Consider the following 20389-nt stretch of genomic DNA (forward strand, 5'->3'; position numbering starts at 1 on the left):
GCTGGGAACTATGGAGATATGAATTATCCTTTTTATTAGGAAAGGATTAAATATTGCTTTCCCATAAGTACTTGTGCAAATAAATTATCTAGCAAAACTGATTTAAACTCACTTTTTATACCAGCTGCTTTATAACAATTTTTGGCGGGTGAGAAGTTTTTGAAGATTCTCAAACCCCTAATTTTGTGTTGCCTATATTGACCTAAATTCAGGTTTTGATACAAAGAGGTGAAGTTTTCAGTTTATGACTAAATGTGCAATTAATTGCCCAGTAGTACTTATCATTTGCCCTCACAAAAGATGAAAAGGAGGATGTGATGACAGCCTTTAACTTAAACCAATTCAAATTTACCCATAAAGCTGATTTAGTCGAGCCAGGTAAGGAAATATTCAATCCCCGATTCTCCTATATAGATACATTGAGAGGTAACGATCAAATTATTGGTACTTCCAAGGTAAATGGAGATTTTGCTTTAGAAGCCTATGCCATATCTCTAGCTAAAAATGGTAGTGCAATTACTTCGGCTCAATTAAAAAATCAAGCTACTGTTATTACCTATGGGATTAAAAACGAAGGAATTATCAATACAAATAATGGAGATGATAGAGTTAGGGGAAGAGCAATCGCTGACATTAGTGTGAGTGCAAAAACAGTATCTGACGCTATAACTATTTCCCAAAAAACAGATGCTGTGGCGATCGCTAAAGCTTTTGCTGAAGTTAACGTCAAAGCTATTGCTGACGGCATTGATAACTCTAGAGGCATACTTTATACTGGTAATGGTAGTGACTCCGTTGTTGGCGATACTGAAGGTGCTATATCTGCGGAAGCTACTGCAAAAGTTGATGCTGTAGCCATTGTTGAAGCTATCTGCAAAGCTCCTATGTCTGAAGGCTTAACAGCTTTTTCTGGCGCGATCGCTAGCAGTATAGCGAAAGCCAGCATCATAGCTACCGGCATTAAGAATATTAGCGGCATAATTGCCACTAGCAAGGGTAGTGATACTCTCAATGCTAGTGCTACTTCTAGTTCTAATAACTTCAGCCTTGCAGAAATTTCTGCTTTTGCTAGTGCCAATCGTGATAATCAAGCTTTGGCATTGGCTATAGCTGATGCTACTGCTGCGGCTGTTGACAAGGCGATCGCCATTGACAACACCAGAGGCTTAATTAGTACTGGAAGTGGAAACGATACCATCAAAGCGCGTGCTTCTGCTGATGATATAGCGATCGCTATTAATAACACTAGAGGCAGTATTGATACTGGCAATGGACACGATACCATAGAAGCCATAGCGACTGGCTCTGAGGCTTACGGCATTTTTGGTGGCACTATTTCTACAGCCAGGGGAAACGATCGAGTCATCGCTTCTAGTTTTGGAGGTGGTGTTAACATCCACTTGGGAGACGGTAATGACTTTATTCAAGGTTTTGGTGAAGCTAAAGTTTATGGTGGTAGGGATTTAGATACCATTAGCTTTGGTTCCTACGAAAAAGATGATTTTCAAATTAGTTTTGGTGCCAGCAATAATAATAGTGTAAGTTTTAAGCTAGACGGCATTACTATGATTACTACTGAATTTGAGCAATTTAACTTTGCTAATGGCAGTTACACTTACAATGAATTAAAGATAGCTTAATGTCTCATTCAATTTTTGCAAATGAGTAAATAGCCAGTATGTTTAGGGTGCGTTATCACTTCGTGATAACGCACCCTATTCTGGAATTTAGTGCGGCGCTTGGCGACAAAACAACGCCAGTTTGCACAATAATGGAAACTAGCAATGCACTAATCAATAGTCAACAGTCAACAATCAATGTCCAAAAAACAGAAGTTAGTTAGGTAAGTCTAATGCTATTACCTTAACAGTTTCATAGTCAGAGTTTTTGCCTGTCTTGGAGCGAGTTTTTACCTTGACTTTATCCCAACCTTCATAACTTACATAAACATCAGCTAGAGATTTAGTGCCAATCGCCAAAGCCGTTCCTGTACCCTTTGCTTTTGTAACTTTACCTTTGTTTTTAATATTAATATTAGTATTAGCAGAAGTGTAAGTATCATCTCCTTCTGCGAAGGCTACAGGAGTTATAGCTAATACAGCACCACCGACAATCAACTCGGTAGCGGAAATGTTTTCTAAATAAGACAAGTCTTTGATATCAAGCATAGTTACCTTTTGGCAAATGTTTTTCAGGATGGACTTCCTTGATGTGGGAAGTTAATTACCTATAAACTAGGTAAGACTGAGGGCTTTTTGATCGCAAGTACTAGCGGTTTCATGTAGAGTTTGTGCTTGCAGTACCAAAGCCAAATTATTCAAATTAGATTGAGCTTCTGCCAAATTTGGGTTCATAGCAATAGACTGTTGATAGTAGACTATAGCAGTTTTGATATCACCCAATTCTTGACATTTAGTCGCTAAATCATAATTCATTGCTGCATAATGAGCATGTTTGTCTTTTGAAAGTTTTCCTTGAGCATAAAGTGCATTGGCTAAGTTAATTTCAGCTTCAATGCAATCAGGCTTTAGTTTCAGAGCTTTTTCATAGCAGGCGATCGCATCTTCCCATTGGCCTTGCTGTTGTAGACTGTAACCAAGGTTATTGTAGGCCGCGATCGCATCTGGCTGTAGAGTTAAGACTTGATTATAAGCTGTGATCGCTTTCGATAACTCACCTTGAGTTTGATATAAATTCCCTAAGCCAAATAAAGCTTTAATAGAATTTGGCTGTACCTCTAGCAGACTTTTTAGAAGATTTTCCGCAGTGTGATATTCACCTTTTTGTCTCATCAATACCCCCAGTCCATACAGTGCTTCTGGGTGATTTGATTGTGTGGCTAAAATCTGACGGTATCCTTGCTCAGCTACACTAAATTCATTTGCTCGATGCTTCTCAACCGTTAGCTCAAACGCCGCAGCAAGAGTTCTCACATCTAGCTTGTTCTCTTGACAATCTTGATATTGAGCGATGAAGTACTGAATCCGGCGCTCTTTCGCACCAAAATAATACTTATATTGCTCATTCCCCCTTAAAAAATCATAAATTTTAAAGCCATTTTGAATAGCATAGCGGATGGCGTGCGCGTGCAGTATAAGCCCAGGAGGCAGATTTTTTACAGTTTCATCGCGCCCGGTAATGTAAAACAGCATAGACTTTTGCGTCACATCAACCAAATTCGCGATCGCTCCTAAAGGCCGATTTCCTTCCCAAAGAACTGGTAAATACAGGCAGTTATTTTCAAAACAATGCAATAAAATAGCGCGAACAAAAGCTATGATTACTTCGCATTGATCGCCTTTTTTTTCGCTCCATTTCAACTTCCAGAATTTGAGTAGGATCTCAATATGAGACTCCACATTTTCTGCATTAACGTGAGTAATATAAAACTCATCTGAGTTTTCAACTTGTCTCAACAAACGTCTAATTTTTTGGCGAGTATTTGCACTAACCTGGTTTTGTAAATATTGCTCCCAGTCATCTGTTAAAGAAACATAAGGAGCAATATGATTATCGATATTATCTTCCTCTTGCTCAATGTGGCGATTAATAAACCGCAAATTTTCGCCAGAAAAACTCCTCAATAGGAGAAGCATTCTTGTATCTGTTTCTAAAATATTTTGGAGATTGAAATTAGACCATACTAAATGCTGTTGAATGTAAGCAGAAAAAGCAGGAATTACTTCTTCTTCATAGCCTGGTAAGCAAATAAATCCCGTGTAATCTGCCATGCTACTTCCAGCCATCCAGAGTTCAGTATCAAACTCACCTTCATCCTTCTGGATTAGTACAAGTTTTAACGGAAAAAATGCCACATATGATGCACCTGGAATCTCTGGTTTGGCAGCTAATATTAACCAAGGTTGTGTTAGCATTTCTAACCATCCAGAAAACCAAATCCAAGATAAAAAGAACTGAGCCTGAGAGTCAGCCTGATAGACACAATCCCAATCTTTCTTTATATCTTGAAATATTTCAAAATCATCAATTACGTCAATTAGCATCTCATTTTATTCGAGTTAGTTGCTAATACAAATTAAAAAAATAAGGCAACAGATGATAAGGACAGAAAAATGTTGTGCCCTCTAAAATTTATTGCTGTTCCGCAAAAATTATTTAAATTGAGATACTTAAAAAGTACGCAGTTTTTTAAATTTGTTATCGTCAGTATTTAAGTCGAACTATTTGACTATACTCTAGCTATTCTTGACTAATTGATGAACTACAACTTGAGATTGAAGAACTACTAGAGCTACTAGAACTTCTGGAAGTAGCTCTCACATAACTGCTGCTACTATTTTCAGATGAAATGTTTACAAACACGCTTTGATCTGTCTCACCTTCACTTGATGTTTCAACTACACTTTTTGCTTCTGCAATAACTTTACCATCGGGTGAGACAATACGTTTAGCCACGACTTTGTAATGAGTCATAATTTTAATACCAATTATTAAATTTTAGTTAACTGACAAGCATCATAACTTGATTTTACAAATGTAAATTTTTGACCTTTCAATTAGATATTTCACAAGAAATTTGGAATAACTAATGTTAAACAAATTTCTTGTGAAAAGTAAAAGATTATGATATCACCAAAGACTTTTGTTTAAGCCTTTGGCAATCTATAAATTAACTAATCTCTAAAGCCTTCTATGCAGATATAGCAACACCACTAACTGTAGAGCTAGAAGAGTATTTGTCAGCAGACAATAATAGCTCAATATCAGTGAAGGTATGTCTACCTTTAGCGTTTGCTTCACCGTAGCCAGTAGCAGTATTGCCTTTAATTTCGGGCTTAACTTTAACGTCAATATTTGCGTCGTAGTCGATTTTTACATCAATTCTTTTCTTGAATTCAACTTTTTTACCTTTGCCTCTACCACCAGCAACATCAGATCCTTCAACAGCTTCCAAGTAGTTTAAATCAGAAATAATCATTTTTTTCTCCTTTTGTTTCCCATCAACTCTGTTTGAGTTGTTGATATCAATATAGCTAAGTAAATTTTGCTTGTGTAGCCAATTTGGCTTGGATTTGCAACTTTCTAGCCAATATGGCTGAGAAATTATTTTTCCGGGAAATCAGTTTATTCACAATAATCTTTCTAACTCTTGGACGTTAATATAAAGGAAGGATTTCCTTACCTTATAAATAAGGTATTTATCTGATGAGTTAGCTATAATATCACCCATTGCTGCGCCAAAAGTGAGCGTAAATAGTTATATTCAAACTAGACGACTAGATGCAGTAAGGATGAGAAAACCAGATTCATCTTTTCATCATCACTACTAAGTAACTGAAATAAGAAACACACCCAGCTTGATCTAATAAACTGGGTGCTATTCCTCAAAGTCGTTAAATAAGAAGTATATAAATTGATGTATATATAGAGTTTCTTTGGTACTTACCGGAGATTGCAATGTAGTGAGGTACAGATAATCCTAGATAACAGTATTGTTATACCGCTACTCGGACACCTGATTTATAGTAATAAAAAATTATAGATTTCTGTCTACGCTTCCTGAAGGGATTTTAACGCATACCATTAAATATGAGTCGCCATTTTGGCTTAATATTGGAAAAACTTTCCATATTTATAAGTTAGCACTGCTGATGTGACAGGAGGTGCGTTAGAACAGAGTCTTATCGCACCTTTTGAAGGTTTTACCTTAGCGATATTATTTTTGTAACCACCAAATTAGGTTTGAACATTGACACTCCAGCTTTGATTATTTTATTAATGCCTCTAACCAAAGATGGTCTATCTTTAGATAGATTATTAATAAAATTTAGCCTTTGTGTCAACATTGATTTGACAATTCCTGTGTTGAAGCTAACAGTATTAGCTCTATTATATTTACTCAAACTTAGAGCATGGTTACCAATCTGAGAGCTTCTAGCCAAATTGACATTAATTTCACTACCTCCAAATACAGCGACATCGTCAGAAATAGTATCCAAGTAGTCTAAATCGTAAATTTTCATGCTCTTGAATTCTCCAATTTATGCGTTATTGAGCATTTATATGAATTCTGACTTTAAGACTTATAAATTTGGTATTAGTGAGTTATGTAAACCGATTGATGATAAATGCACAAAATAATTTATCAATCAATTTTTATTTTTGAAATTATATGCTTAGTTAGGTAACAGAGAAGAAATCATAAAACTGTACCTAGCTTTAGAGAAACTAAATAGGCTTATCCTAGCTTTCAATTAGCTGAAAACTAAGACATATCAAGCTTGCTGGATTTTGATGGCTGATATTTGAACGCCGCTAGTATCAGCACAAATTGGTTATTTAACAAAGCAGATTCAAGTTAAAAAACTTTGCTACTCACATAGATGATTTATGCCGTCTTGAGAGAAAAATTTAAAGCCCATTTAGAGAGATTTCTGGAAGATTTACTGTCAACAGATGTATCTTTTTCTATTCAAATCATGTGGAAATTCTACCCAATCTCATAAGAGATTTGGAGCCATTTTGGCTGATTTTTGGAAAATATAAAGGTGCATCAATTAACCGCTTATTAGCAATATCTGAAACGATCGCCTACTTGCTGCCTACTTGCGATCGCTGCATGAGCCATTTTTTTATACTGTATACCCAAGGTAGCTCACGGTCTACTGGGTCTTAGTAAACACTACCTAGGATGAGTCGATTGTAACTAGTGTCAGTTGATAAAGTGTCACTCACCACATTACTGCAATTCTGCTAGAGGAGATATTCTTAGTTAGTGCAAGGAGTGATACCACTTCACAACATGTTTGTCACCGATTATCTTCGTAATGCTCCTCCTTCAGGGGTTATTGCGGGTTTCAGATGTTGCATCAAACAAGTGGATTGGTATAGAGTTATACGAAGGGGCGCTTGGGTGAGCAAAACTCTCAAGCGCTTTTTCGTGTATAAATAAAAAAAATTTTCCCTGAGTAACAACGACTAAGTCTTTAAAAGCACATTATTTGCCAGAGGTATGTTTATCAGTATTCTTTTCAAGAATAAACTGCTTTCTAGTAATTATTACGGGTATGGGGCATTGGGCATTGGGTATTGGGCATGTTTCCAGAAAGCCTTCAGGCTTTAGCCTGAGGCTATAAAAACAAAGCCCACCTGCGTGGGCTAAAAAGTTTAAGCTCATCCCATCCCAACTGGCGTCATTGGGCATTGGTGGTTTTTCCCATGCCCCATACCCCATTTACAATTTCAATTCGCCGTATTTGGGACTCCACCAGCCTTTTTGGGTATGGAAGTAAGCGACATCTTTGTGTTTTTTGTCTTGGCGTGACTGGGGTTGAGAACACCGCAGCATGGTTTTAGGCTGTCCATCTTTGGTGTAGCTATATTCCTCTAAACACTTTTTACATACTGGACAAGGGTATGTGGTAATTTTGCTGGGAGGCTTTTCTTGCTTGGTTGCTGTTTCTTGGTTGCGCGGTGCTTCCCAAGCTTTGTTAAACTCGTTCCAAAATAAGACTACATTTTCACAGCCACTTTGACATTTTAGGAAATATTTCTTTTTAACTTTACTGCTGGGAATTTTGGCGAGACAATTATTGCAATGCGGGCAACGAGTTCTCGAAGTTTCAAATTTGCGTTCAGCAACAGCAGCCGTTTTCGTTCCATTCCCGGAATTTACAGCTACAGTTTTGGCTTTGGCTAAGGCTGGTGCAAAATAATTTTGATTCCAACTGGTGAGATATTGCTGCCAAGGTTGTTTTCCTGATGCGATCGCATCTAAGGCATCTTCCATTTTCGCAGTAAATTCTGCCTCAAGTAAATCGGGTAGGGCTTTTTGTAAGAAAACGTCAACTTCTAACCCTAATGCTGTTGGCTGAATAATTTCTTTTGTGACTTGGATATAATCTCGCTTTTTCAATGTGGCAATGGTGGGAGAATAGGTACTAGGACGACCTATGCCTTTACGCTCCATTAATTGCACTAATTTGGGTTCGCTGTAGCGTGGTGGTGGTTGGGTTTGCTTTTTCTCGTGACCGGCATCGGCTAAAGTTAGCATTTGTCCCTGTTGCAAGGCTGGTAAAATGGTATCCTTACCCAAATTCGGCCAGTAGCGCGCATAGCCTAAAAATTCGACTACTTGCCCTCTAGCTTGCCAGAAAATATCCCCTGATTTTGTAATAACTTTGGTTTTGCGCAATTGCGCTGGGCGACATTGAGATGCGATCGCTCTTTTCCAGATTAAAACATATAAGTTAAACTCGTCAGCAGGCAATTGCACCCGTAACTCTGCGGAGGGACGAAAGACATCAGTAGGGCGAATCGCTTCATGAGCTTCTTGAGCAGTTTTACTGCTACGATGTCTAGCAGTACGCTGGGGGACATTCTGCGGATCGTTTTGTTCTAACCACTGGCGCGCACTTTCACAAAATTCCGGACTTAACATCACCGAATCTGTGCGCATATAGGTAATTAACCCAGCTTCATACAGCTTTTGCGCCACCTGCATGGTTTTTTCTGGCGTAAATCGCAACCGCGAACCCGCAGCTTGTTGCAGAGTAGAAGTGATAAATGCTGGTGGTGGTTGGCGGTTATTGATTTTCCCCTCATATTGCACAACTTGGTGGGGATGGCGTTTTGCTTCTTCGACTAAGCGGTTAGCTTCAGCTTCGGAAAGTACCCGCGTTGATTCCGGTGTTGTTTGATTATTAATCTTGGTATCATCATGTACCTCTGTTTCCTGCTGGGTTTCTTGGGGTGCATTCGCTGTTCCCAGATAAAACGCCCGAAACCCCTCTGCATAATCTACCCAGACACTCCAGTAATCTTGGGGTACAAAGGATTGAATCTCGCGTTCTCGCTGACATATTAGGTGTAATGTGGCACTTTGAACTCTGCCCACACTTTTAGCACCATTATTTAACGCCCAAACTAGGGGACTTCCTTTATAACCGACTAATTTATCTAAACAATCTCGACACAAACCCGCACCAACTAAATTTAAGTCAAGTTTGCGCGGATTTGCGATCGCACTGCGCACCGCCGAGGCGGTAATTTCTGTATAGACTACGCGCTTGGCTTCCCTTAAACCTAGCACTTCTTTCAAATGCCAAGCGATGGTTTCCCCTTCTCTGTCGGGATCTGTAGCTAAAATCACTTCACTGACTTGTTTGGCTACAGTCTTTAATTGCTGAATAGTTTCTTTAGAACGTTGGTCACGGGGGACATAGTTACATTGTACGTGACTCCCATCCATACTAAATCCCAGCGCATCTTCACCTTGGTCGCTGAGTTCGCGAATATGTCCGCAACTGGCGCGCACAATCCACTCAGCACCGAGAATTTCACTGAGTTTTTTGACTTTACCGGGAGATTCGACTACTAAAAGGCGTTTAGGCATAGCACCCGCTTTTAAGATGCTGTATAACAGATACAACTTTTTATCATATATTTAGTATAAATGTACTATAATTCTCCTATTCTGAATCAGCAAGCAATGTCCACCCTAGAACAGCAGGAAACTATTACCGGAGTAGTCGAACGCTTGACTTTCTATTCTGAGGAGTCGGGGTATACAGTGGCACGGCTGACCAGGATTGGGGTAAAAGATTTAACTACAATAGTTGGTAGTTTCGCGAATATTCAACCAGGACAAACCCTGCAATTAACCGGGTTTTGGCGCGACCATCCTCAATACGGGGCGCAATTTCAGGTAACAAATTACAAAGAAACCAAGCCAGCCAGTCTCACCGGCATTGAAAAATATTTAGGTAGCGGATTAATAAAAGGTGTCGGCCCGGTAACAGCCAAGCGGATAGTGGCGCATTTTGGGCTGGAAACTCTAGAAATTATTGAAAATCAAATTGAGCGCTTGGTGGAGGTGCAAGGTATCGCCAAGAAGCGAATTAATATGATTAAAACCGCCTGGGAAACCCAAAAGGCTATCAAAGAGGTGATGGTGTTTTTACAGGGGCATAGTGTTTCTACTACCTACGCAGTAAAAATTTATAAGCAGTACGGGGATGAAGCGATCGCTATTGTAACTCAGAACCCCTATCAATTAGCTACCGATATCTATGGTATTGGTTTCCTCACGGCTGATAAAATTGCCCGGAATATAGGCGTAGCACCCGATTCTGAATATAGATATCGTGCGGGAATTATCCATGCTTTGAGTGAAGCAGCAGAAGATGGACATTGCTATTTACCCCAAGGAGAACTGGTAGAAAAAGTCATTCCCCTATTAACTACCGATACTCATCAACCCCCAGAAGCAGCGCTAATACAAATTATTCGAGATATGGCGCTGAAGGAAGAATTAGTCAGAGAAAGTAGCGCCAATAAAATAGTTAACTGCTATAAACCTGCTTTCTTCCACACAGAACAAAACCTAGCCCAACTCATCCAGCAACGCCTCAATCAACCTGTAGCTACTGATTTTCCCCGCGTCCGTTCTTGGCTGGAACGCTTCACAGCTAGCCAAAAAATTGAACTTTCCACCCAGCAACAACAAGCTGTAGAAATGGCGGCTTATTCTCCGGTAATGATTTTGACAGGGGGGCCGGGAGTCGGGAAAACATTCACCACCCACGCTATTGTTTCACTGTGGAAAGCGATGGGTAAATCCATTGCTTTAGCCGCACCTACAGGACGCGCCGCCCAACGTTTGAGTGAAATGACTGGCTTGGAAGCAAAAACCATCCATCGGTTATTGGAATTTGACCCGAAAACGATGGGTTTTAAGCGTGACAGCGAAAATCCCTTACCAGCAACCGCAATTATTGTTGATGAAGCGAGTATGTTGGATTTATTTTTGGCTAATTCCTTGCTGAAAGCGATGCCTGCGGCGGGCTACGCCTACGCTAAAAATGCTCAACTATTATTAGTCGGAGATATCGATCAGTTACCATCTGTAGGGCCGGGTAACATTCTCGCTGACTTGATTAATTCTCAACGAGTACCTGTAGTCCGGTTAACTCAAGTCTTCCGCCAAGCCCAACAAAGCGCTATTGTTACCGCCGCCCATCAAATCAATCGCGGTCATTATCCCACAATTGAACCGATATGCGATCGCCCCGTTTCCGATTGTTTATGGCATGGTGGTGGGTATCAACCAGAACATGGAGTACAAGCAATTTGCGAATTAATTACCGATTTAATTCCCAATTTAGGCTTTAATCCCGCCACAGATGTGCAAGTCTTGTGTCCAATGTCACGGGGATTAGTCGGTACTCGCAACCTCAACCAAGTTTTGCAAGAACTAATTAATCCTCCTAGCGCCGAGAAAGTGGAAATCGCCAGAGGTGGAATTAAGCTACGGGTAGGTGATAGAGTCATTCAGCAGACAAACGATTATCAGCGAGAAGTATTCAACGGCGATTTGGGGATAATTACCGCCATTGATACAGTAGAACAAGAAGTGAATGTTCAATATTGCGAGCGAATTGTCACTTACGATTATGCTGATTTAAATGAAATATCCCTAGCTTTTGCTACCACAATTCATAAAAGTCAAGGCTCTGAATATCCGGTAGTAATTTTGCCAATTTATATGCAACATTATATTATGTTGAGTCGTAATCTTATCTATACAGGTTTAACTCGTGCGAAACAGTTAGCGATTATTATTGGTGCGAAAAAAGCGATTTCTTTAGCTATAAATTCTACTGATAAACAACAGCGCTATACCCAATTACAGCATAGGCTAATTCAGGCGGAACTAATATCAATTTGAATGCGTCCACCTACTTATAAGAAAATACATGACGCATTTCAAACCGACATTCCTCCCACAAAGGAAGCAATGCTTGTTTCGCTGCATTCATCTGTGGTTGGGAATAGCTAATTTTGCCATTTTCGATAATCCAAATAAATATGCGCGTGATTGAATCTGCATTTAAACTTTTTTCATAATCATGATTATTGATTCTGGTTACTTGCTCATCCAAACAATTTATCGCATTTTTAAAACTAGAAAATTTTTTATATTGAGATATTCTACTGTCAACTAAGCCTTGTGAATTCTGCCAATCAATTCTCTGTAAATTGGCAGTAAGATAATCCATACCATTGATACTAGAGTCAGTATTACGGACTAAATCTGTAAATGTGCGATAATATAAGCGCAATATGGTAGCAGCAATATTTTCTCTATATAAATTAAACCATGATTGAATATCTTTTAAATAGGGTAAGAGATTTTTAATATCATCAATTGCTACAATAGTAGAACGCTCAGGTTGAGACTTTTTTATAGCTGATACTATGTCATTTATAGAAAACTGATTCTGCTGTGAATAATAATTAATAACTTTAGGAATGTACTGTTCTAATAACCATTTTTTAGTATATTTAGCCGTCCATGTTCCCTGTGTACCTATATTTCGTTGCCAATAATTTTGTTCTTTTTTATCTAAAGGCTGTAAATGTATAGCATTTATTGTATATATAATACTGATTTTTGTATAGGGTAATAAAGAACAATAACTACTAGCTTTTGGTGTAATCAAGACATGATCGCGAATACCCCGACTTAGGCGAATTGAAAAATTCTCATGATTAAATAAATGCCATGCTGATTTACCTTTGTAGTAAGTAAATTCATGGGCAAACTTATACATTAGCTCCCAAAGTTTTGGCTCTACATCACATATTTTAAAGCCACGAATACCTGCAACTTCTATAAATTCAAATTCCCAAGTTTCTAAGTTATTTTCAAACTCAATTATTGATTTTTTGTATTCTTGGCAAATTTCATCAATACATAAACACAAATCTATCGTTTCTAATTCCGATAAAATTATTGTAGTTTCTCCTAAAACAGCTTCAAATATATTTTTATCTACTTGTTTAATAAAAGGACGACATTGCCAATGAGGCTGAGTATTTAATCCAATCATCAGATTATCTAATATCTGCCGATGGTTAATACTAATTTTTATGCCTCTAAACATAATGTTACTAAATTCTATTTCACAATCACCTTCACTAAATGCTTGTGGTAAATTACATTTGATTGCTACTTTAGGTTTAACTACAATTAATTGATTACCTTTTTGCGTGATTTCTGGCTGAAAATCTGTTTGATTTAATAAATCTTGCCAATATGCATAACGTCGGAGATGCTTTTCTAGCAAATTATGATGCTTAAATGTAAATAAATTATCTAAATTTTTATTAATTGAACTGACATATAAAAAATTGAGAGTTTGATAAAAATCTATTGCTATTTCTTGTTTTTTTAAAGTCTCAACTGTGATATCAAATAAACAATGTAGCGGACGATAGCGCCAGTATTGAAAAACTTGAATTTCATAACCATTGGTAATGATCAAAAATAGCGGTTTTACAGAAATACTGGCTAAACTAGATTCCACTATAGCAGGAGATAAATTAGTTTCTCTTGGATTCTTAATATCAATAATTACAATGGCAGTATCTGTATTATTTAATTCAATAACATCTGAGTGAAGGTAAATTTTATTAATTTCTAAGTTTGCGCTATTAATTGATGATGCATACTTACTCACAGTAAATTTACTCTTAAGGCATTTGTTCGGATACCCAAGATACTGAAACATAGGTAAGATAAACCTATTTTTGACATCATCTACATTTTCTAAAATTTGATAGTTAAAACTTTGTATCCATTGGTTAAATTGTTTAATTGGCTCAGAAATTGACATGCGATAGGCTACTTGTTTGGATAAAATTTGCAGAGATATGGTTGTCCAATTAGCAATTTATCAAGCCAGTGGGGATATTGTAGTGATGTCCAATACTTTACAAGAGTGTTGAGTAAAACAAAGCAAATTAATTATAGCCGTTGACTGTTGACTGTTGACTGTTGATAGTCTTGAAAGGCTTTTATCTTAGTTTGATGTCCTAGTCTGTCTGGCTACGGCTATAAAATTTATTAATCAACAAAATCACCAAAATCAATAAAATCAATAAGAGAAGTAAAGCGAAGATAACAAGCTAGAATCGTTATTAAATAACAAATATCTCCGCTTTAGCCATGAATTAGAGCGATTTTTACTATTTACGCAAGTCTGTGATTAATTGTTGATTAAGCCAACTTACTTGCATCTGCAAAACGTTTATTAATTTCATCCCAATTTAACACATTCCACCAAGCTTCTAAATAATCAGCCCGGCGATTTTGATAGTTAAGATAATATGCATGTTCCCAAACATCATTACCCAAAATGGGATATAGTCCTTGGCTTAAAGGCGTATCTTGGTTAGCTGTTGTCGTCACTTCTAGCTTGCCAGTTTTATTGCGTACTAGCCAAACCCAACCACTGCCAAATTGGGCTGCACCAGCTGCGTTAAATTGTTTTTTAAAATCAGCAAAACTGCCAAAATTTTCCTTGATTGCAGATGCGATCGCACCTGTGGGTTCCCCTCCACCTTGGGGTTTCATAATTTGCCAAAACATTGAATGATTGACATGTCCACCGCCATTATTGCGTACTGTTTTGCGGATATCTTCGGGTACTCTATCGAGTTGACGTAACAAGTCTTCAACACTTCTGCTTTTAAGCTGTGGATATTTCTCTAAAGCAGCATTCAAATTTTTCACATAAGCTGCATGATGCTTATCGTGATGAAATTGCATTGTTCTGGCATCAATATGTGGTTCTAATGCGTCATAGGCATAGGGTAGCGGTGGTAATTGAATTGCCCCTGTGGTGGTATCTGGTTTTGGTTCGGGACTTGTTTGGCTACCACTAGGAGATTGCTCTGCTGAAGCGCAACCTTCTAAAGCCAAAGTACCCGTACCTACGGCGAGTAAAAACAAAAAATGGCGTCGATTAATAGTCATAAGAAATTTGCAGCCAATCAATGGAAATATCTCGATAGCTTTTATTTTCGGTGATTCAGGCTGCAAAAAATTAGGAATTTGGGCATTGGGTATGGGGCATGGGGCATGGGGCATTGGGCATTGGGCATTGGGCATTGAGTATCTGTTCCTGTAGTCCCTAATCCCTAGCCCCTAGCCCCTAACAGCCCCTAACCTCTAGCCAAAATGCTGAATAATCGCGTCAGCGAATTCAGAACATTTCAAGGGTTCTACGGGTGGTTCTAGCAAGCGTGCTAGATCATAGGTAACTTGACCATTAGCGATCGCATCTCCTAAACCTTTCTTAACTAAGTCTGCGGCTTCTTGCCAACCTAGATATTCCAGCATCATTACGCCAGATAAAATTACAGAACCGGGATTAATCCGGTCTAAGCCGGCGTGTTTGGGTGCTGTACCGTGGGTAGCTTCAAAAACTGCACAAACATCGCCGATATTCGCCCCTGGCCCCATGCCTAAGCCGCCAACAATCGCCGCAGCCGCATCGGATAGGTAATCGCCATTTAGGTTCATTGTTGCCAGAATTGAATACTCGTCAGGTCTGGTTTGGATTTGTTGAAAAATGCTATCAGCAATCCGGTCGTTGACCATGATTTTATTTTTCCACTTACCGTTGCCGTGGCTATCCCAAATTGCGTTAAGAACTGTTTCTACTTCCTTGACAATTTGGGCTTTTTTCTCTGGAGTTAAGCCATCAAATCCCGGATCTACTTGACGGGCGTTTTCTTCTAAGGAAATATTGGGGTTTTTCTCCTTGTTGCTCAAAATCCAAGATTCCCGTTCAGTAACGCATTCAGCACGGAATTCGCTGGTGGCGAGTTCATAACCCCAATCGCGGAAAGCGCCTTCGGTGTACTTCATGATGTTGCCCTTATGCACCAAAGTCACTTGCTGCTTGTGTTTAGGCAATGTCAAGGCATGTTTGATAGCACGGCGGACTAAGCGCTGAGAACCCTTTTTACTGATGGGCTTAATGCCGATACCAGAATCTAGGGGAATTTGCTTTTTCCCATGTTCTGGGGTAGCGGGGATAAGATCCTCATTGAGAATTTTAATTAAGCGATCGCCAATTTCGCTGCCTTGTCGCCACTCAATCCCCAAATAAATATCTTCTGTATTTTCCCGATACACAATCACATCAAGCTTTTCGGGGTTTTTGTGGGGTGAGGGCGTACCTGCATAATAGCGGCAAGGACGCACGCAAGCATATAAGTCAAAAATTTGTCTGAGTGCCACATTCAAAGAACGAATGCCACCACCCACAGGAGTGGTTAACGGGCCTTTGATAGCAACACCATATTCTTCAATTGCTGTGAGGGTATCCTGAGGTAAATACTGGTATGTGCCGTATAACTCACAGGCTTCATCCCCAGCATAAACCTTAAACCAACTAATTTGCCGCTTACCGTTATATGCTTTTGCTACCGCCGCATCAAGTACTTTTTGGGCAGCCGGCCAAATATCTATACCCGTTCCATCGCCCCGAATAAAGGGGATAATGGGGTTATCCGGCACAACCGGTTCACCATTCTTGAAGGTAATTTTTGTTCCAGTTGTAGGGGGTTTAATCTTGTCGTACATAACTCACACACTCCTGATTGATAGGCTGTTGGGATTAGGGAATTGGGCATGGGGCAGTGGGCATGGGGCAGTGGGCATGGGCATGGGGCATCTCACCTGCTCCCCTAGCCCCTAGCCTCTAGTCCCTAGCCCCTACTAGCCCCTACCTATTGAAGCGCAGATTATCCCCTGATAGGACTTCAAGTATGGGATGAAGTGAAACGATCGCAATTTTGTACGATCAAAAATAGTAAACTACATTTCGCTATCAGTGTTTCACTTTTGGTAAAACCTCATAGCGATCGCTTTTTCACGCACCCGCTAAAACGAGTAATGGCATGACAGACCCAATGATTGTATCAGGCCCTGCTAATGACATCGACTCCCTTCGACAAACGTTAATCGCTGGGTCTATTCAAGTCCAACAACAAATTATCTCAAAGTTAGCTGACTTGGGTAATGAGGGATTGGATGTATTGATGGAATTCTTACAGAGACGTTCTGACACCCCGGCCACTTGGATTGACGGCAAAGCCTACCAAGTACTCTACAGTTCTGATGCACCATTAGCCAAAGAATTTCTGCTTTCTTCTTTTCCTGAGGGCATTGTACCTCTAAAATCAGACTGCGGGATCGATTACCAGCCGTTGCAACAGCTATTAGCTAGTCAAGACTTTCAAGCGGCAGATCGTCTCACCATCCAAAAATTGTGTGAATTAGCAGGCCCAACGGCATTACAAAGAAAATGGTTGTATTTTACAGAAGTGGACAGTTTCCCAATAGTTGACTTACAAACCATTAATCATCTTTGGTTAGTTCACTCTGAAGGTAAATTTGGTTTTTCAGTACAGCGCGAGATTTGGTTAAGTTTGGGGAAAAATTGGGATAATTTTTGGCCAAAAATAGGTTGGAAAAATGGTAACAACTGGACAAGATATCCCCATGAATTTATGTGGGATTTAAGCGCCCCAAAAGGTCATTTACCTTTATCTAATCAACTACGTGGAGTGCGCGTCATTGCTGCTTTATTTGCTCATCCTGCTTGGAAGTAGTCATCATACCAATTTTGGATTTTAGATTTTGGATTTTAGATTTTGAACTTGGGATAAAAATTCTCGATGTGAGAAAATCTAGAAATCTCTAACAATACTAACTAATCCAATTTGGTATCTTTCATGAGTCCTAATTGATTCAGGACAAATGACAACACTTCGGGTGAACTTCAGTGCATCGCTGACAAATGACAACTGACAAATGACAACTGACAAATGACAACTGACAAATGACAACTGACAAATGGCAAATGTTCGTCTAGAAGACATTAAACGTAGATTCAACAACGTGACAGCCATCGAGGATATTTCTTTTGAGATTCCCGATGGTGAATTTTGGGTTTTGGTAGGGCCTTCAGGCTGTGGTAAATCTACAATTCTACGCACGATCGCCGGTTTAGAAACAGCCACATCCGGTAAACTGTTTATTGGCGATCGCTTGATGAATAATATCCCAGCTAGACAGCGGGATGTGGCGATGGTATTCCAAAACTATGCCCTGTATCCGCATATGACGGTGGCGCAAAACATTGCTTTTGGGTTGCAGATGCGGAAAATTGACGCAAAAATTATTCAGAATCGGGTAATCAATGTAGCGCGATCGCTGTCTTTGGAGCATCTGTTAGATCGCAAACCTAAACAACTATCTGGGGGACAGCAACAACGGGTAGCTTTAGGAAGAGCGATCGCCCGTCAGCCCCAAGTCTTCTTGCTAGATGAACCTTTGTCTAATTTAGATGCCCAATTAAGAGATGACACTAGGGCAGAATTAAAACAATTGCATCAAAATTTAGCAATTACAACGATTTATGTTACCCACGATCAAGTTGAGGCTATGACCTTAGCAGATAAAATTGTGGTGTTAAATCGTGGACGAATTCAACAAATTGGCGATCCTCAAAGTATTTACGCTTTACCTGCTAATCAAATGGTGGCATCTTTTTTGGGCAATCCCCCGATGAATATTTTACCAGCAATTTATCAATATTCAGGGTTTAATATCAGCGGGCAATTATTAGAAATTCCTACAGATTTACAGGCAAGATTACCATTATCTCAGGGGCAAAGTGTAGATTTAGGTATTAGACCAGAGCATATTTATCTTCACGAGTCACAATCACAAGAAAACCAAGCCGGAAAAGTTATTAAATCATCACAGTTAATGGTGGAAGTAAAGGTAGTAGAACCTTTGGGAAGGGAAACTTTGATTCGCGTCAGTTTACCCGATTCATCAGCATTATTGAATGTGCAGTTGGGTGGTGGTGTGCGCTTGCGTCCAGGCGATCGCTTGACTTTACAATTAGATTTAAATCAGTTGTTTGTCTTTGACTCTAATAGTGGTGAGCGAATCTGGCCTCAAAACTCCCTAGCCCCCATACCGTAGAAATGCCAAAATAAATTCACATGTTTCCGGAGGCCTTATGTCTCTTACTGTCAAAGACCTGGAGAAAGTGCAGGCAAATTATCCTGAATATCGCATGGAATTAGTTGATGGAAATATAGTCATCATGAGTCCATCAGGTTATGAATCCGAAGAAGTAGGAACTGAGTTTTCCCGACTTTTGGGAAATTGGGTAAGACCACGTCAACTGGGACGTGTAGCAGGTTCCAGCGCTGGCTTCAAATTACCTAACACAGATTTACGCGCACCGGATGTGTCTTTTGTACGTGCAGACAGACTGAAACGTTCTACAGAAGACTATGCAGAATTAGTTCCAGATTTAGTGGTTGAGGTTAAATCTAAGACTGATTCTGTTGATAAACTCCGCCAAAAAATTCAGGAATTTATCAGCCTGGGTACGCAAATTGGAATTTTAATTGACCCCAAAACCAGAACGATGGAAGTTTACCAGTCTGGCAAAAAAATCATCTTGCGAGATGGTGATGTGTTAACTCTCCCTGATTTACTCCCTGGTTGGGAAGTAGTTGTGGCTGAGATTTGGTCACCAGTATTTGAGTAATTTCCCTAAAATTAAAAACCCAACTAGACAACATCACCGTCAACGAAGAGATTGCTCTACAATTCCTTTGTTAGTTAAAAAAGTTTTGCTCAATTTATGACGAATCAAGCTCCTATTCCAGTAATTGTCAATGGTGCTGCTGGTAAAATGGGTCGCGAAGTGGTAAAAGCTGTAGCCCAAGCACCAGACTTAAACCTAGTGGGTGCAATCGATCATAGCCCAGAACATCAAGATAAAGATGCTGGCGAGTTGGCTGGTTTAAGCGAAGCCTTAGAAGTGCCAATTACCAATCAATTAGAGCCAATGCTGGGATATGTAGCTGGGGACAGAAAAGGGCCACCAGGGGTGATGGTAGACTTTACTCATCCTGATTCAGTTTATGACAACGTTCGCAGTGCGATCGCTTACGGTATTCGTCCTGTGGTGGGAACTACTGGGTTAAGTCCAGAACAACTTCAGGATTTAGCAGACTTTGCCGATAAAGCCAGTACAGGCTGCTTAGTTATTCCCAACTTCTCTATTGGGATGGTACTACTACAGCAAGCCGCGATCGCAGCCTCCCAATATTTTGACCATGTAGAAATTATCGAACTACATCACAATCAAAAAGCCGATGCACCTAGCGGTACAGCAATTCAGACCGCACAATTACTAGGGGAAATGGGTAAAACTTTTAACCCGGCTGTTGTCCAAGAAACAGAAAAAATCGCTGGTGCTAGAGGCAGTTTAGCCGACGAAGGCATTCGGATTCATAGCGTACGCTTGCCGGGATTGATTGCCCATCAAGAAGTAATTTTTGGCGCAGCTGGTCAAATTTATACTTTAAGACACGATACAAGCGATCGCGCCTGTTATATGCCAGGAGTCCTATTAGCCATTCGCAAGGTCATACAGCTAAAGTCATTAGTATATGGATTAGAAAAGCTACTATAAACTTTAATGGTCAATAGTCATTGGTCATTGGTCATTGGTCATTTGTATTTCTCCCCTTTCTTCCT

At 39.6% G+C, this 20389-nt stretch carries 16 protein-coding genes; 6 read left to right on the forward strand and 10 right to left on the reverse strand.

Annotated elements, in window-relative coordinates; translation table 11 throughout:
* The first annotated feature begins 317 nt into the window (after nt 1–317).
* Nucleotides 318–1640 (forward strand): hypothetical protein, encoded by a 1323-nt coding sequence (locus H6G41_RS01530; protein ID WP_190742965.1) that lies wholly within the window; start codon nt 318–320, stop codon nt 1638–1640.
* Nucleotides 1641–1835: 195 nt separating this feature from the next.
* On the opposite strand, the gene H6G41_RS01535 is transcribed toward H6G41_RS01530, so the two are convergent.
* The 7 genes from H6G41_RS01535 to topA all read right to left on the reverse strand — a co-directional run bounded on the left by H6G41_RS01535 (nt 1836) and on the right by topA (nt 9355).
* Nucleotides 1836–2168, reverse strand: a complete 333-nt coding sequence (locus tag H6G41_RS01535) for a hypothetical protein (RefSeq protein WP_190742967.1) — start codon at nt 2166–2168, stop codon at nt 1836–1838.
* Between the two features lie 66 nt (nt 2169–2234).
* The gene (locus H6G41_RS01540; protein WP_190742969.1) at nt 2235–4004 is read right to left on the reverse strand and encodes a GNAT family N-acetyltransferase; all 1770 of its coding nucleotides are present in this window, start codon (nt 4002–4004) and stop codon (nt 2235–2237) included.
* Between the two features lie 196 nt (nt 4005–4200).
* The gene (locus H6G41_RS01545) at nt 4201–4434 is read right to left on the reverse strand and encodes a hypothetical protein (protein ID WP_190742971.1); all 234 of its coding nucleotides are present in this window, start codon (nt 4432–4434) and stop codon (nt 4201–4203) included.
* A gap of 217 nt (nt 4435–4651) precedes the next feature.
* Nucleotides 4652–4939, reverse strand: a complete 288-nt coding sequence (locus H6G41_RS01550) for a hypothetical protein (RefSeq protein ID WP_190742973.1) — start codon at nt 4937–4939, stop codon at nt 4652–4654.
* Nucleotides 4940–5663: 724 nt separating this feature from the next.
* The gene (locus H6G41_RS01555) at nt 5664–5984 is read right to left on the reverse strand and encodes a hypothetical protein (protein ID WP_190742975.1); all 321 of its coding nucleotides are present in this window, start codon (nt 5982–5984) and stop codon (nt 5664–5666) included.
* 974 nt (nt 5985–6958) lie between these two features.
* Nucleotides 6959–7165 (reverse strand): hypothetical protein, encoded by a 207-nt coding sequence (locus H6G41_RS01560; RefSeq protein ID WP_190742977.1) that lies wholly within the window; start codon nt 7163–7165, stop codon nt 6959–6961.
* A gap of 30 nt (nt 7166–7195) precedes the next feature.
* Nucleotides 7196–9355 carry a type I DNA topoisomerase gene (topA, locus tag H6G41_RS01565; RefSeq protein WP_190742979.1) on the reverse strand — a complete coding sequence of 720 codons (2160 nt, stop codon included), beginning with the start codon at nt 9353–9355 and terminating at the stop codon, nt 7196–7198.
* A gap of 60 nt (nt 9356–9415) precedes the next feature.
* On the opposite strand from topA, the gene H6G41_RS01570 reads away from it, so the two are divergent.
* The gene (locus H6G41_RS01570; RefSeq protein ID WP_242037777.1) at nt 9416–11689 is read left to right on the forward strand and encodes an ATP-dependent RecD-like DNA helicase; all 2274 of its coding nucleotides are present in this window, start codon (nt 9416–9418) and stop codon (nt 11687–11689) included.
* A 10-nt stretch (nt 11690–11699) separates the two neighbouring features.
* Here H6G41_RS01570 and H6G41_RS01575 read toward each other — a convergent pair whose 3' ends face one another.
* The 3 genes from H6G41_RS01575 to H6G41_RS01585 all read right to left on the reverse strand — a co-directional run bounded on the left by H6G41_RS01575 (nt 11700) and on the right by H6G41_RS01585 (nt 16399).
* A complete protein-coding gene (locus H6G41_RS01575; RefSeq protein ID WP_190742981.1) occupies nt 11700–13640 on the reverse strand; it encodes a hypothetical protein in 1941 nt (646 codons plus the stop codon).
* Nucleotides 13641–14023: 383 nt separating this feature from the next.
* Nucleotides 14024–14782: a superoxide dismutase gene (locus H6G41_RS01580; RefSeq protein ID WP_190743315.1), complete on the reverse strand. Its 759-nt coding sequence runs from the start codon at nt 14780–14782 to the stop codon at nt 14024–14026.
* A 195-nt stretch (nt 14783–14977) separates the two neighbouring features.
* Nucleotides 14978–16399, reverse strand: a complete 1422-nt coding sequence (locus H6G41_RS01585; RefSeq protein ID WP_190742983.1) for an NADP-dependent isocitrate dehydrogenase — start codon at nt 16397–16399, stop codon at nt 14978–14980.
* Between the two features lie 317 nt (nt 16400–16716).
* Here H6G41_RS01585 and H6G41_RS01590 point away from each other — a divergent pair, with 317 nt between their 5' ends.
* The 4 genes from H6G41_RS01590 (at nt 16717) to dapB (ending at nt 20324) form a co-directional block, all read left to right on the forward strand.
* On the forward strand, nt 16717–17430 hold the full coding sequence (locus H6G41_RS01590; protein WP_190742985.1) for a GUN4 domain-containing protein: 714 nt from the start codon (nt 16717–16719) through the stop codon (nt 17428–17430).
* A gap of 244 nt (nt 17431–17674) precedes the next feature.
* Entirely contained in the window at nt 17675–18814 is a 1140-nt protein-coding gene (locus H6G41_RS01595; RefSeq protein ID WP_190742987.1) for an ABC transporter ATP-binding protein, read from the forward strand.
* A gap of 37 nt (nt 18815–18851) precedes the next feature.
* Entirely contained in the window at nt 18852–19391 is a 540-nt protein-coding gene (locus tag H6G41_RS01600) for a Uma2 family endonuclease (RefSeq protein ID WP_190742989.1), read from the forward strand.
* Between the two features lie 96 nt (nt 19392–19487).
* A complete protein-coding gene (gene dapB / locus H6G41_RS01605) occupies nt 19488–20324 on the forward strand; it encodes a 4-hydroxy-tetrahydrodipicolinate reductase (RefSeq protein ID WP_190742991.1) in 837 nt (278 codons plus the stop codon).
* Nucleotides 20325–20389 lie beyond the last annotated feature (65 nt).

It is taken from the genome of Tolypothrix sp. FACHB-123, assembly GCF_014697075.1.
Taxonomy (GTDB): Bacteria; Cyanobacteriota; Cyanobacteriia; order Cyanobacteriales; family Nostocaceae; genus Aulosira.

Excerpts from the sequence above, each read along its gene's own strand:
- H6G41_RS01575 (WP_190742981.1), bottom strand. The coding sequence starts at position 13,640 with ATGTCAATTTCTGAGCCAATTAAACAATTTAACCAATGGATACAAAGT.
- H6G41_RS01580 (WP_190743315.1), bottom strand. The coding sequence starts at position 14,782 with ATGACTATTAATCGACGCCATTTTTTGTTTTTACTCGCCGTAGGTACG.
- H6G41_RS01545 (WP_190742971.1), bottom strand. The coding sequence starts at position 4,434 with ATGACTCATTACAAAGTCGTGGCTAAACGTATTGTCTCACCCGATGGT.
- topA (WP_190742979.1), bottom strand. The coding sequence starts at position 9,355 with ATGCCTAAACGCCTTTTAGTAGTCGAATCTCCCGGTAAAGTCAAAAAA.
- H6G41_RS01550 (WP_190742973.1), bottom strand. The coding sequence starts at position 4,939 with ATGATTATTTCTGATTTAAACTACTTGGAAGCTGTTGAAGGATCTGAT.
- H6G41_RS01570 (WP_242037777.1), top strand. The coding sequence starts at position 9,416 with ATGTACTATAATTCTCCTATTCTGAATCAGCAAGCAATGTCCACCCTA.
- H6G41_RS01590 (WP_190742985.1), top strand. The coding sequence starts at position 16,717 with ATGACAGACCCAATGATTGTATCAGGCCCTGCTAATGACATCGACTCC.
- H6G41_RS01535 (WP_190742967.1), bottom strand. The coding sequence starts at position 2,168 with ATGCTTGATATCAAAGACTTGTCTTATTTAGAAAACATTTCCGCTACC.
- H6G41_RS01560 (WP_190742977.1), bottom strand. The coding sequence starts at position 7,165 with ATGCCCAATGACGCCAGTTGGGATGGGATGAGCTTAAACTTTTTAGCC.
- H6G41_RS01585 (WP_190742983.1), bottom strand. The coding sequence starts at position 16,399 with ATGTACGACAAGATTAAACCCCCTACAACTGGAACAAAAATTACCTTC.
- H6G41_RS01555 (WP_190742975.1), bottom strand. The coding sequence starts at position 5,984 with ATGAAAATTTACGATTTAGACTACTTGGATACTATTTCTGACGATGTC.
- H6G41_RS01540 (WP_190742969.1), bottom strand. The coding sequence starts at position 4,004 with ATGCTAATTGACGTAATTGATGATTTTGAAATATTTCAAGATATAAAG.
- H6G41_RS01530 (WP_190742965.1), top strand. The coding sequence starts at position 318 with ATGACAGCCTTTAACTTAAACCAATTCAAATTTACCCATAAAGCTGAT.
- H6G41_RS01600 (WP_190742989.1), top strand. The coding sequence starts at position 18,852 with ATGTCTCTTACTGTCAAAGACCTGGAGAAAGTGCAGGCAAATTATCCT.
- dapB (WP_190742991.1), top strand. The coding sequence starts at position 19,488 with ATGACGAATCAAGCTCCTATTCCAGTAATTGTCAATGGTGCTGCTGGT.
- H6G41_RS01595 (WP_190742987.1), top strand. The coding sequence starts at position 17,675 with ATGGCAAATGTTCGTCTAGAAGACATTAAACGTAGATTCAACAACGTG.